11 protein-coding genes and 1 pseudogene are annotated in these 13,651 nt (G+C 38.7%); 5 read left to right on the forward strand and 7 right to left on the reverse strand.

Going from position 1 to position 13,651, the window contains the following annotated elements; all coding sequences use genetic code 11:
* Positions 1-2: 2 nt before the first annotated feature.
* The 5 genes and pseudogenes from trpA to ACNARN_RS00930 form a co-directional block, all read right to left on the reverse strand.
* The gene (trpA, locus tag ACNARN_RS00910) at positions 3-809 is read right to left on the reverse strand and encodes a tryptophan synthase subunit alpha (RefSeq protein WP_198619571.1); all 807 of its coding nucleotides are present in this window, start codon (positions 807-809) and stop codon (positions 3-5) included.
* On the reverse strand, positions 809-1,999 hold the full coding sequence (gene trpB / locus ACNARN_RS00915) for a tryptophan synthase subunit beta (protein WP_036937130.1): 1,191 nt from the start codon (positions 1,997-1,999) through the stop codon (positions 809-811). Before trpB ends, trpA begins: the two co-directional genes overlap by 1 nt.
* 39 nt (positions 2,000-2,038) lie before the next feature.
* Positions 2,039-3,394, reverse strand: a complete 1,356-nt coding sequence (gene trpCF / locus ACNARN_RS00920; RefSeq protein ID WP_198619570.1) for a bifunctional indole-3-glycerol-phosphate synthase TrpC/phosphoribosylanthranilate isomerase TrpF — start codon at positions 3,392-3,394, stop codon at positions 2,039-2,041.
* A gap of 4 nt (positions 3,395-3,398) precedes the next feature.
* Positions 3,399-4,992, reverse strand: a pseudogene (trpD, locus tag ACNARN_RS00925) (bifunctional anthranilate synthase glutamate amidotransferase component TrpG/anthranilate phosphoribosyltransferase TrpD).
* Positions 4,992-6,569 carry an anthranilate synthase component 1 gene (locus tag ACNARN_RS00930; RefSeq protein WP_198625589.1) on the reverse strand — a complete coding sequence of 526 codons (1,578 nt, stop codon included), beginning with the start codon at positions 6,567-6,569 and terminating at the stop codon, positions 4,992-4,994. Before ACNARN_RS00930 ends, trpD begins: the two are co-directional and overlap by 1 nt.
* 306 nt (positions 6,570-6,875) lie before the next feature.
* On the opposite strand from ACNARN_RS00930, the gene rnm reads away from it, so the two are divergent.
* The 4 genes from rnm (at position 6,876) to ACNARN_RS00950 (ending at position 10,870) form a co-directional block, all read left to right on the forward strand.
* The gene (rnm, locus tag ACNARN_RS00935) at positions 6,876-7,736 is read left to right on the forward strand and encodes an RNase RNM (protein ID WP_198619566.1); all 861 of its coding nucleotides are present in this window, start codon (positions 6,876-6,878) and stop codon (positions 7,734-7,736) included.
* A gap of 24 nt (positions 7,737-7,760) precedes the next feature.
* The gene (locus ACNARN_RS00940) at positions 7,761-8,381 is read left to right on the forward strand and encodes an L-threonylcarbamoyladenylate synthase (RefSeq protein ID WP_023582284.1); all 621 of its coding nucleotides are present in this window, start codon (positions 7,761-7,763) and stop codon (positions 8,379-8,381) included.
* A gap of 434 nt (positions 8,382-8,815) precedes the next feature.
* The gene (rluB, locus tag ACNARN_RS00945; protein WP_088495702.1) at positions 8,816-9,739 is read left to right on the forward strand and encodes a 23S rRNA pseudouridine(2605) synthase RluB; all 924 of its coding nucleotides are present in this window, start codon (positions 8,816-8,818) and stop codon (positions 9,737-9,739) included.
* Between the two features lie 219 nt (positions 9,740-9,958).
* Positions 9,959-10,870, forward strand: a complete 912-nt coding sequence (locus ACNARN_RS00950; RefSeq protein ID WP_232799477.1) for a hypothetical protein — start codon at positions 9,959-9,961, stop codon at positions 10,868-10,870.
* Between the two features lie 33 nt (positions 10,871-10,903).
* Here the strand turns inward: ACNARN_RS00950 and cobO are convergent, their stop codons facing one another.
* Together cobO and ACNARN_RS00960 are read right to left on the reverse strand one after the other, a co-directional pair.
* A complete protein-coding gene (gene cobO / locus ACNARN_RS00955) occupies positions 10,904-11,494 on the reverse strand; it encodes a cob(I)yrinic acid a,c-diamide adenosyltransferase (RefSeq protein ID WP_109372368.1) in 591 nt (196 codons plus the stop codon).
* 19 nt (positions 11,495-11,513) lie between these two features.
* The gene (locus tag ACNARN_RS00960; protein ID WP_416304160.1) at positions 11,514-12,275 is read right to left on the reverse strand and encodes a YciK family oxidoreductase; all 762 of its coding nucleotides are present in this window, start codon (positions 12,273-12,275) and stop codon (positions 11,514-11,516) included.
* A gap of 213 nt (positions 12,276-12,488) precedes the next feature.
* On the opposite strand from ACNARN_RS00960, the gene sohB reads away from it, so the two are divergent.
* Entirely contained in the window at positions 12,489-13,535 is a 1,047-nt protein-coding gene (gene sohB, locus ACNARN_RS00965; RefSeq protein ID WP_100158176.1) for a protease SohB, read from the forward strand.
* Positions 13,536-13,651: the final 116 nt, after the last annotated feature.

The following is a 13,651-nucleotide window of genomic DNA, read 5'->3' on the forward strand; positions in this document are numbered from 1 at the left end:
AATTAGGCGAGGGTAGCTGCCTTCATCTCTTTCACAAATGTCGTCAGTGCTTTTAACATCACATCGGGTTGATGAAGATTTTTCTCAATAATTTGAACCACTGCCGAGCCTGAAATTGCGCCTGTGGCACCATTGGCAATCGCTTCTTTAACTTGCTTAGGCTCAGAAATGCCAAAACCTTGTAATGCGGGAGGGGCATTATAGGTTTTTAGTTTGTCAGTAAGATGTGTTAGTGATTGTTCTGCACGTTTATCTGTACCCGTTACACCTGCTCTTGATAATAAATAGGTATAGCCTTTACCTGATGCTGCCAACTCTTGTAAAAGTTCATCATCAGCATTAGGTGGACAAATAAAAATAGGACTGATATTTGCGCGTTGTGCTGCTTCACGGAACTCTTTTGATTCACGTAAAGGTACATCACCAATCAAGACAGAATCCACGCCTGCTTGCTCACATTTACTATAAAAATTATCAATGCCATTACTAAAAACAAGGTTGGCATAAACTAATAGGCCAATAGGAATATTAGGATGTTTTGCACGAATTTTAGTTAAGAGCGCAAAGCAATCTGTTGGCGTTACACCGACATTAAGCGCACGTAAATTAGCCCCTTGGATTGTAGGACCATCTGCAAGAGGATCGGAGAAGGGAATACCAATCTCTAATGCATCTGCGCCACCTTCAATTAACGCATCAATAATTTGTAATGACAGCTCAGGAGAAGGATCACCTAATGTGACAAAAGGAACGAATGCGCCTTGCTGTTTTTGTGCCAATGCTTCAAAGCATACTTGATAACGGCTCATTAGATTTCTCCTCTTGCTGCTAAAATATCGTTTACAGTAAAAATATCTTTATCACCACGGCCTGATAAGTTCACAATTAATAGCTGCTCTTTGTCAGGATTTTGTGCAATTAATTTCAATGCATAAGCCAATGCATGAGAAGATTCTAAGGCTGGAATAATCCCTTCACGGCGAGAAAGTGCTTTAAATGCTTCTATGGCTTCATCATCGGTAACAGAAACATAATCAGCACGACCAATGCTATTTAAGTGTGCGTGTTGAGGCCCGACAGATGGGAAATCAAGACCTGCTGAAATTGAATATGACTCTTCAATTTGTCCTTCATCAGTCTGCATAATTGGGGACTTCATACCAAAATAGATCCCTAATTTTCCATGCTTCAGTGGTGCGCCGTGTTCACCCGTTTCAATACCTTTACCCGCAGGTTCAACACCAATTAGTTGCACCGAAGTTTCTGGGATAAAGGATGCAAATAAACCGATAGCATTAGAACCACCGCCAATACAAGCGATAGCAGCATCAGGTAGACGACCTTCACGCTCTAGAATTTGTGCTTTGGCTTCATCACCAATCATGCGTTGAAATTCACGGACAATGGTTGGATAAGGATGAGGGCCTGCCGCCGTTCCTAATAAGTAATGTGCGCGGTCGTAACAACCAGACCAGTCACGTAATGCCTCATTACACGCATCTTTTAAGGTAGATGAACCACTGTGAACGGGGATCACTTCGGCACCCATTAAGCGCATACGAAATACGTTAGGCGATTGGCGTTCGACGTCTTTAGCACCCATATAGATACGACATTTCATATTAAGCAGTGCGCAGGCTAAAGCAGTTGCAACACCATGTTGACCCGCACCTGTTTCTGCAATAATTTCGGTTTTACCCATACGTTTTGCTAACAAGGCTTGACCCAATACTTGGTTAGTTTTATGGGCGCCACCATGCAGTAAATCTTCACGTTTTAGATATAAACGAGTTCGCGTGCCTTCTGTTAAATTACGACAAAGGGTTAGTGCCGTTGGTCTGCCTGCATAATTTTTTAATAAATCTTGGAATTCTTGCTGAAAAGAGGGATCGTTTTGCGCATCAATAAAAGCTTGTTCGAGTTGATCCAATGCAGGAATTAAGATTTCAGGTACATATTGGCCACCAAATTCGCCAAAGTAGGGGTTAAGTTTTCTCATTGTGATGTCATCCTGTTTGAAATTTTATTTTTGTGAAATTTAGTTTAGCTGTAATTGTGCAAATACTTGGTTCAGACGTTGCGCATCTTTTATGCCGGGAGCCGACTCTACTCCAGAGTTAAAATCAAGCCCGATACAGCCTGTTTTAACTGCATCCAAACAGTTTTCACTGTTAAGACCACCTGCAAGTAACGCTTTTTCACGTAATGTATTAGGAATTTTTTGCCAATTAAACGTTGTTCCTGTGCCACCAGTGCCGTTATCAAGTACATATTTATTAACGTGTGAAACCGGAGAAATATCTGCGTGAATTGCCATATTTATTGCTTGCCAAATCTCACAGCTAGGTTGAATTCTTTGTCTAAGTTGCTCAATAAACTGAGCATCTTCTTGTCCGTGTAATTGAATGGCAGATAAATTAAGTTTTTCAGCATAGTCACAAATAAGCGTAATGGGTTGGTTTTGAAAAACTCCCACAAAGGCTAAGGGAGCTTGCGCTATCAACTCTTGTGCTTGTGACAACGTCACTTTTCGAGGGGATTTTTCTGCGAAAATCAACCCTGCATAATAAGCACCAGCTTGATAAACCGCTTTTACATCTTGTGTGCGAGTTAACCCGCACACTTTATGCTTTCCCAAAACGAGCGCTCTCACTGCTTGGTCAATATTTTCTTGTGACATTAAGGCGCTACCAACTAGAAACCCATTAGCATATTGGCTTAACGCTTGAACTTGCTGGTGGGTGTGAATACCTGACTCACTGATCACGATTGCATCTTTAGGCAATCCTTGGCTTAACTGCTGGGTACGCGCTAAATCGATAGAGAGATCACGCAAATCACGATTGTTAATACCGATAACTTTGGCATTGAGATTAATGGCACGTTGACGTTCTTCTTCAGTGCTTACTTCCGTTAATACACCCATGTTTAATTGATGAGCAACGGCTGATAGTGCACGATATTGCTCATCATCTAAGACAGAGAGCATTAATAAAATGGCATCTGCTTGATAAAAACGAGCTAAATAGATTTGGTATTCATCAATAATAAAATCTTTGCACAAAACGGGTTGATGCACGGCTTGGCTAACTTGACGTAAATAATCAAAGCTCCCTTGAAAATATTTCTCATCCGTTAATACCGAAATTGCAGCAGCATAAGGCTGATAAATTTTTGCAATCGTAGCGGGATCAAAATCAGCACGAATTAGACCTTTTGAGGGTGATGCTTTTTTACACTCTAAAATAAAAACAGTATTGGGCTGAGTTAATGCCTGATAAAACGAGCGTGTTGATGGCTCTATTTGGTGCACAAATTCTGATAATGGTTGGCTTGCTTTACGTGCAATTAGATATTCAGCTTTATCTTTTACAATGGCGTTTAATACAGTCATGCTCTTATCCTCTCGCTGCTAATGCAGTTACACGATTTATTGCTTTACCGCTATAAATGGCGTGCATAGCAACTTCAGTATTCATTTTTAAATCTTCTTGCCCATGTAAACGCATTAATAAAGCGACATTAGCTGCAACAGATTCGGTATGTGCTCTTTTTCCTTCTCCTTGTAATAAATCTGCTAATAATTGACGGTTTATTTCAGGTGTACCACCTTCTAAATCAGTAATGGCACAAGGGCGAAGACCAAAATCACTAGGTGTCAGTTGATAACGTGTAATTTCACCATTGCGTAATTCAGCGACTTGAGTAGGTGCATGTAGTGAAACTTCATCCATTCCACCACTATGAACAACAGCAGCACGCTCATAACCTAAAACTTTTAATGTATCTGCGATAGGCATCAATAACTCTGGGCTATACACACCAATTAATGCTAATGGCGGACGCGCTGGGTTGATCAATGGACCTAATACATTAAATAACGTGCGTGTTTTCAATTGTTGGCGAACGGGTGCTGCAAAACGAAAACCACTGTGATATTGAGGTGCAAATAAAAAGCATAAACCCACTTCATCCAGTAATTGGCGCGCATCATCAGCACTTCTGTCTAAAGGGATACCAAATGCTGCTAATAAGTCGGAAGATCCAGAGCGGCTGGATACGCTACGATTACCGTGTTTCGCAACTTTGATACCTACTTCAGCTGCAACAAAGGCGCTTGCTGTTGAAATATTGATACTATTTGCACCATCACCGCCAGTGCCTACGATATCGCAAAAGGTATAATCAGGACGAGGAAATGGCAGTGCATTTTCGAGTAATGCGCGTGCTGCTCCTGCGATTTCTTGAGGATGTTCACCGCGCATTTTCATGCTGATTAATACTGCCGCTAATTGTGATTCTGTTAACTCACCGCGAATAATGGCGCTAAACAGTGTTTGGCTTTCTTCTAACGTCAATTGTTGTGCGCTAAATAATTTGTTGAAGATAGTTTCCATTTTATGCGTCTCCTTTAGGAGTTAATGCCCATGCGATTGTTTGCTCTAAAAGTTGTGCGCCTTTTGTGGTTAAAATTGATTCTGGGTGAAACTGAAAACCACAGGTTTTATGTTGACGGTGACGCACCGCCATAACAGTGTTATCGCACCAAGCATTAATAATGAGTTGTTCTGGAACTTGTTCTCCTGAAAGCGAATGATAACGAGCTACGGGTAAAGGGTTAGGTAAATTCACAAACATTTCGCTGTTATCGTGTTCAGCTAATGTCGCTTTGCCATGTAAGATCTCTCCACATGAAGAAACTTTGCCACCGTAAGCCTCAATAATGGCTTGATGACCTAAGCAAATACCAATTACAGGCAATGTGCCTAATACACGTTTTAACAGTTCAGGCATGCAACCAGCTTGTGAAGGTGCTCCTGGCCCCGGCGATAACAGTAAAATCGGGTTATCGAGCTCATGTAATTTTTGTTCAATAACATCGGCTGCGACGCTATTGCGATAAATCACAACATTATTGCCAAGGCTACGTAATTGATCGACAAGGTTATAAGTAAATGAGTCGATATTATCGAGCAGTAAGATAGTCGCCATTAGCAAGCCTCCTGCATTTGAGTATTGGTGTGAGCTTGTAAAATGGCATTGATAACAGCTTGTGATTTATTGCGTGTCTCTTCTGCTTCCATTTTTGGATCTGAATCGAGCACAATTCCAGCACCAACTTGAATAGTTGCAATATTATTTTCAACATAAGCGGAACGAATAACTATGCAAGTATCAAAATCTCCTGCGCCAGTAAAATAGCCGATAGCACCACCATAACTGCCACGTTTCGTTTTTTCATAACGAGCAATCAATTGCATTGCACTGACTTTCGGCGCTCCAGATAGTGTTCCCATATTCATACAAGCTTGATACGCATGGAAAATATCTAAATCATCACGTAATTTACCCACAACTCTTGAGACTAAGTGCATGACGAAAGCATAACGATCAACTTTTGTTAATTCAGCGACATAACGGCTACCTGCTTGGCAAATACGCGCTAAATCATTACGTGCCAAATCAACTAACATTAAATGTTCAGAAAGCTCTTTCGTATCAGTGCGCATTTCAAGTTCAATTCGACTGTCTAAATCTGCATTGATTGAACCATCTGTGTTGCGTCCTCTTGGGCGAGTTCCTGCAATTGGATAGATTTCAATTTGGCGATCACTTGTTTGATATTTCAATGCACTTTCTGGTGATGCTCCAAATACCGTGAACAAAGCATCTTGCATATAGAATAAATAAGGGCTTGGATTTTTCTCTTTCAACACTTGATAAGCGGCAAGTGGTGAAGGGCAAGCAACTTGAAAGCGACGTGATGGAACAACTTGGAAAATGTCACCTCGACGAATATAGGTTTTCATTGCCTCAACAATATCGCCATAACCTTTATCATCCATATTGCCTTGTATTGTTGATTCTGCTGCTGTTAAAGCGCGGCGGATAGGATGTTTTAAAGGTTGTTTAGCCAGTGAAATTAACTCAGATTGGCGTAAAGTGAGGCGCTGACACTCTGTTTTATCATCAGTAAAAGCAATGGAAATTAACTGACTATCTTTATTCTGATGGTCGATCACAATTAACTGTTCTGCTAAATAAAAGCAGTAGTCAGGGCATGAAAAAACGGTGTCTAATTCAGGAATGGGTTCAAATCCACTGACTAAATCATAAGCAAATAAACCGCCGACAAAAATAGCATTAGCATCTTTAGTGTCTTTATTAGCAAGAAAGAAACGTAAAGCATCAAATACGCTGGCTGATTTTAATTTGCTCTCTTCATCAATATCTTGTGCAGGTGAAGAAAAAGTAAAAACACACTGTTTATCGCTCTCTTGCATTAAGACCGCTTTTTCTTTTAGTGCGATTTTTAATGCAGGTAATAAACCTTGTCCATTAACGCTTAATGCATCAATAGTGACTTGATTTTTTACTGCGCTGATACGTAATGCGCTATCAACAATTAACAAACTTTTTAAGTTTGCTTTAGTGTCAACTTGTGCAGATTCTAATAATAATGTGTGATGTTTGTTTTCACATAATGTATTGAAAAGTAAAGCAGGTTCGCTGTGGTAAGGCAGTGGCGTTGCCTTGGTATTAAATGAGAATGCAAGTGATGTATTCATTATTATCGCTCTATATTATTTTTTACTAACTGTTTTTAATGCATAAAAAAACCCGCGTAGGCGGGTTTTAGATATCACTGACGTGAAGCAGGAGATCAAACCGCCCATAAAAGAGTATTGCGCCACCAAAGAGCGATAAGACGTTGATTAATATTCATAAGATCTCCTTACAGCTAACGACAGACAATAAGTTAATAGACTAGCTCGTGTTGTGTACTAGTAAACTGGATTGCGTTGGGTTCGTCAAGTACTTTATGGCATACTCTTTAAAAATTATTACCTTGCTAAGATGAAAAGGGAGAAGCGATGACAGAAGTGCTATCTGATTTAAGAGTGATTTATGATTTGCACAGCCACACTACCGCGTCAGATGGCGAGCTTTCACCAAAAGAATTGGTTGAGAGAGCGATAGAGCGTCAAATTAATGTCTTAGCGATTACAGATCACGATACAACAGCGGCGATTACTCCTGCTAATGATTATATTGCAGAAAAAAATCTGCCTCTTACCCTGATATCAGGTGTCGAAATATCGACTTTATGGGAGAATATAGAAATCCATATTGTTGGATTGAATATTGATATCAACCATAATGCAATGAAAGCACTCCTTTCGTCACAAAGCCAATGTCGTGAAACACGCGCGATAATGATAGGTGAGCGATTAGAAAAAGCGGGTATTGCAAATGCATTTGAAGGGGCAAAAGCCTTAGCACATGGTGGACAAGTTACAAGAGGACACTTTGCCCGTTTTCTCGTGAATGAAGGGCATGTTGCCTCGGTTAATAAAGTGTTTAAGCGTTATTTAGCGAAAGGTAAAACGGGTTATGTCCCCCCACAGTGGTGCTCAATAGGTGACGCTGTCACAGCGATTCATGAGGCTGGTGGCGTTGCAGTATTAGCGCATCCGGGACGATATGGTCTATCCTCTAAGTGGTTAAAACGCTTAACGCTTTATTTTAAACAACTTGGTGGTGATGCAATCGAAGTGGCACAATGCCAACAACCACCACAAGAACGAGAACAGCACGCAGCATTAGCGCAACTTTATGGGCTAAAAGCTTCGTTAGGTTCTGATTTTCATCGCCCTTGCTCGTGGATAGAATTGGGGCGTAATTTATGGTTACCCAGTGGTGTAGAACCAGTTTGGTCGCTATGGCAAGAGTAACATTAGAAATTCATTGAGGGATGTATGAGCCAACTTTTTTATATTCACCCTGATAATCCGCAGGCTCGTTTAATTGAACAAAGTGCTGATATTTTACGCAAAGGCGGTGTGGTGATTTATCCAACAGACTCTGGCTATGCTATTGGCTGTTGTTTAGAAAACAAAGATGCAATGACGCGAATTTGTCGTATTCGCCAATTAGATAAAAACCACAATTTCACACTGATGTGCCGTGATTTATCAGAAATCGCCAATTACGCTTATGTTGATAATGTGGTGTTTCGTTTAATAAAAAATAACACTCCAGGTAATTACACCTTTATCTTAAAAGCAACTAAAGATGTACCAAAACGTTTGATGAATGATAAACGTAAAACCATAGGTTTGCGTGTTCCTTCTAACCCTATTGCATTGGCATTGTTAGAAAATATTGGTGAGCCATTAATGTCAACAAGCCTGATTTTACCAGGCAACGATTTTGCTGAATCTGATCCGGAAGAAATCGAAGATTTATTAAGCAAACAAGTTGATTTGGTGATCCACGGTGGTTATTTAGGACAAAAACCGACAACGGTAATTGATTTAACAGAAGATACCCCAGTTATCGTGCGTGAAGGTACGGGTGATATTACGCCATTTCAGTAAGTCATTTAGCTGATTAAACTGAATTGGGAGTCAATGACTCGATAGTAATGACTCGATAGTGAAGAAATTTATCACGAGATAAAGAGATAAAAGGTGAAGGGATTTATCGCTTGTGTTAAATTTATACATTGCGATAAAAATCACGGTGTCTGTTTTTGAAATCGGTTATATCAACGCGTATTTTAAACGTTAAACACTATAACTTGATCTGCGAACAAACGGCTAAGCTATCGTTAAGGTTTTGCTAACGTCATTTTATCGCCACTATTTATCACAATGTTGATGTGAAAAATCATCAACATTGTTCACTATTGAATCAATAAACCTGTGTTTATTTCTTATTTTAATAAACATGGGTTATTTTTATTTAATTGATTTTTAAAAATTAATTCTATTTTTATGACGCCTGTGAAGGCGACACATGAGGTTGTTTCATGAGCGATAAATCGCAACGCACTGAAAAATTACAAAAAATCCTTGCTCGTTCTGGTCACGGTTCTCGCCGTGAAATTGAAGGCTATCTTCAAGAAGGGCGTATCAGCATTGATGGTACAAAAGCGAAATTAGGTGATCGTATTGATGTCACCACTACAGCAAAAATCCGCTTAGATGGCCGTATTCTAAATATTCGTGAAGCACAAAAAGATGTTTGCCGTGTGCTTGCTTATTACAAACCTGAAGGTGAACTGTGTACTCGCAGTGATCCGCAAGGTCGTCCAACCGTTTTCCAACGTCTTCCTCGCCTTAACAGTGCTCGCTGGATTGCCGTAGGTCGTCTTGATGTGAATACCAGTGGATTACTGTTATTTACAACTGATGGTGAATTAGCCAACCGTTTAATGCATCCTAGCCGTGAAGTTGAGCGTGAATACGCTGTCCGTGTTTTTGGTGAAATTGATGATGCGAAAATTCGTCAATTAACGCGTGGTGTACAATTAGAAGATGGTCCTGCTTCATTCCGCTCTGTTTCTTATCGTGGTGGTGAAGGGATTAACCAATGGTACAACGTTTCACTTACTGAAGGGCGTAATCGTGAAGTTCGCCGTATGTGGGAAGCTGTTGGTGTCCAAGTCAGCCGTCTTATTCGTGTTCGTTACGGTGACATCGATTTACCAAAAGGTTTACCGCGTGGTGGTTGGGTTGAACTTGGATTAGATCAAATCAACTATTTACGTCAATTAGTTGAATTAAACGACGAAACAGTAACAAAAGTTGCAGTAGAAAAAGATCAACGTCGTATCAAAGCGAATCAGATCCGTCGTGCAGTTAAGCGTCATACGAAAGTATCTGCTCGCACTTCAACATCACCAGCTAAAAGAGCGTCAAGTCGTCGCCAATCAGCAGGAAATAAAAAGTAATTAGCGAATAATTATTTATTATTTCAAATTAAATTTTCATTTTTAAAAAGAAGCACTCATGTTTTTATGAGTGCTTCTTTTTTTGATGGCTTTATTTTTATAATAAATATATCTATGATAATTACATTATTACGGTAGAAATATTAATAATTTTTTATTTAACGATAAGGTATTCAAAATAATATGTATCGTTATTTTTATTTAACAACAGTGTTATATATGACTTTTCTGATAGTAGGGTGCGACAACCCCGCAAAACGAGAAAAGCAGAACGGTATTTTTTATATCAGCAATAACCGATTAGAACCTTTAGAGTTTAAAGTTGATAATTCTTATTTCGTAATGGGTAAAGGTGAAGTTAAAAAAATAAAACTTAATAACGGAAAACATCTGTTAGTTGATAGTCATGGTGAACAGAGTGAATTTATGATTTATCCAGGCAATCGAGGCGGAATAATTAATCCAAATAGAGAAATATATTATAGTTTCACTTCGGTATTTAAACCAGATGATACACTTGATGATCTTCATATAGATGAGCGCACTGTATGGATTAACGGCATACTTGTACGCGGCGCCATTAATAGCTCTGACTCTCTTTTTATTGATAATAATATTTTTAATTGCGATATTCCATTAGATGAATCATTACCTACTTACTTATCTGATTGGGACGATAATGAAAAAGTGAATGTATTGACAAAATGTTTTTCAAGAGAGGATTTTTATCAATATATCGCTAAATATCCTTATGGTATTCACTTTTATTCTGAACGTGATTTGTTAACTGAATATTTAGCAACAGATAAGTTTAATTGGATAGATGGAGGGAACACACGAACAGATAATTTAACTCCACTAGAATATAATGTTAAATTTAGTAATGAAAAATTAACCAAAGAAGCAAATAGTATTTATGAAATAATGAAGAAATATTTAGCGTCAAGAGATCCTAAAGAAAAACAAATATTTTATGATGAATATCATAAATATTTAGTAAGAATGGCAATGATTTACAATCAACAAATACAAAATAATATTTTTGTAGATAGAGATGCCTATTTTGAATTTATGAAAAAAAATGGGAGAATATTTGGTGCTGGCATTTTAGGCGAGCCAATTCTTATTTAAGAAAAATATTCATTTTATGATAATCATTATAGGTCACCAATCTATACCTTTTTGTGCTTTTATTCCGCTGTCAAAAGCATGTTTTATAGGACGCATTTCTGTCACCGTATCGGCTAACTCAATTAATTTTCGATGGCAGCCTCTTCCTGTAATAATGACATTTTGGTGAGGTGGGCGAGAGCTAATAGCTGAAATAACTTCATCTAATGGTAAATAGTTAAAGCTAATCATATAGGTAATTTCATCAAGAATGACCAGATCGTACTCTGGATCGTTAAGTAGTTTCAGTGCATATTGCCAAGTATTCAAACAGGCAGCGGTATCTGCCGTTTTATCTTGTGTTTCCCAAGTAAAGCCCGTTTCCATTACATAAAATGGTACACCGAATTGTTCTAATAGGTTTCGTTCACCGTTTTCCCATGTACCTTTTATAAACTGCACAACACCGACTTTTTTTTGATGACCAACAGCACGCGTTGCGGTTCCCATCGCCGCTGTTGTTTTGCCTTTACCATTGCCAGTAAAAATTATCAAAATACCTTGCTCGTGTTGAGCTTGCTCAATTCGAGTATCTACTTTCTCTTTTAAACGTTGTTGGCGTTTTTGGTGTTGTGCATCATTCATTTTGTTACCTTAAATTATGTTATTCAGCGGGACCTGCTTTACGGCCAGGTTGTGCATCTAAAGATTGTCCTTTCACATCAATACTGTCATCACTCATAAGGTAGAGATATAACGGCATCAAATCTTTAGGTGTTTTTAATTTCTGTGCATCTTCATCTGGAAATGCACTTGCTCGCATTGCGGTACGAGTGCCACCAGGATTAATGCAGTTAATACGCAAAGTACTTTCGTTATATTCTTCATTAAGTACTTGCATAAAGCCTTCTGTTGCGAATTTAGAGACAGAATAAGCTCCCCAACCATAACGACCTTGGCGACCTACACTAGATGTGGTGAGGATAAGGCTTGCATGAGGCGCTTTGAGCATCAATGGTAGTAGTGCTTTTGTGAGCATAAATGTCGCATTAACGTTGACTTGCATAACGTCATACCAAAGATTACTCGGTTGATTAATGATAGGTTCAACAACACCTAATAAACCAGCATTTTGTAATACACCATCAAGATGAGGGAAGCGTTTAACGAGAGTATCAGCAAATTGCTGAAAATCGTTCTCTGTCGCTGTAAGTAGATCAAGTGGATATAACATGGGCTGTTGGCCACCTGATGTGATTATTTTTTCTTGAACATCTTCAAGTTTTGATAAAGTACGGCCTAATAAGATAAGTGTTGCGCCATATTGCGCATAAGTTAGTGCGGCTTCTTTTCCTATGCCATCACCAGCACCCGTTACTAGAATAATTTTATCTTTTAGCACGCTATGATCGGGTTGATATTGCAACATATTGATATCCTGTCTAGTAAAAAGTAAATAAAGTGTAACGTCTTATTTGTCTAGCGACCAGTTTAGTCTGATTTTTTGTTTACAATTTATGGCTATTTTCTTTATGGTATTAAACATAATCATGCCTTTGTTGCTGGCGCTAAAGCAGAATTTCGTTAAACTAGGCATATTGGTTTTAGTCAGTGTTATTAACCTTAAAAAGAGGTCTTTGTGGAGTATATTTTGCAATATGGGCTGTTTTTAGCAGAAATTGTCACTGTTGTTGTGGCGATTATCGCTATCGTGTTGTTTTTCGTTGTAATTGGAAATAAAAAGCAAAATCGTAAAGGGACGTTAAGAGTCACAGATCTTGCTGAAGCTTACGAAGAAAAACAGCGCGTTATGCAACAAGCAAAAATGGACGATGCTGAATTAAAAGTCTGGTATAAAGCGTTTAAAAAGCAGCAAAAAAAAGAGAATAAACAGAGTAAAAACAATGCAAAAGAAGGTAAAAAAGGCGTTGTAAAACCTTGTTTATATGTGCTTGATTTTAACGGTAGTATGGATGCACATGAAGTGGGTGCATTACGTGAAGAAATCAGCGCCATTCTTTCTGTTGCACAAGCAGGTGATGAAGTATTACTGCGCTTAGAAAGCCCAGGCGGTATGGTTCACGGATATGGATTAGCCGCAGCTCAATTAACACGCTTAAAAGAAAAGGGTATTAAACTGACGGCGGTTGTCGATAAAGTGGCTGCTAGCGGGGGATATATGATGGCATGTGTGGCAGATAAAATTGTTGCTGCACCATTTGCGATTATTGGCTCGATTGGTGTTGTGGCTCAGATCCCTAACATTCATCGTTTGCTCAAGAAAAACGATATTGATGTTGAGTTGCATACCGCTGGCGAATATAAACGTACATTGACCTTGTTAGGCGAAAATACTGAAGAAGGTCGTGAGAAATTTAAACAAGATTTAAATGAAACGCATCTATTGTTTAAATCATTTGTGCATAAATATCGCCCTCAACTTGATATCGATAGCGTTGCAACGGGTGAGTATTGGTACGGTTCAGAAGCACTAAACAGAGGCTTAATTGATGAAGTTGGTGTCAGTGATGATTGGCTAATCAATCATATTAATGACTTTGAAGTTCTTTCTGTCCAATATGTTACCAAAAAGAAAATGGTTGAGCGAGTTACAGGTGGCGCAATGGAAAGTATTGATAAACTGATGATGCGTTGGGTACAAAGAAGTAAAAAACCGCTGCTATAAGCCAATAAGTACGCAATAAATGATATCAGTGATATGGATTATCGCTGATATCATCCTTCCTTACTCAGTCACTTTTCCTAAATCTTCTCAAAAAATATTCTAACTCTCTATTTTAA

Origin of the sequence: Proteus sp. TSJ240517 (genome assembly GCF_047921575.1) — a bacterium.
GTDB lineage: Bacteria > Pseudomonadota > Gammaproteobacteria > Enterobacterales > Enterobacteriaceae > Proteus.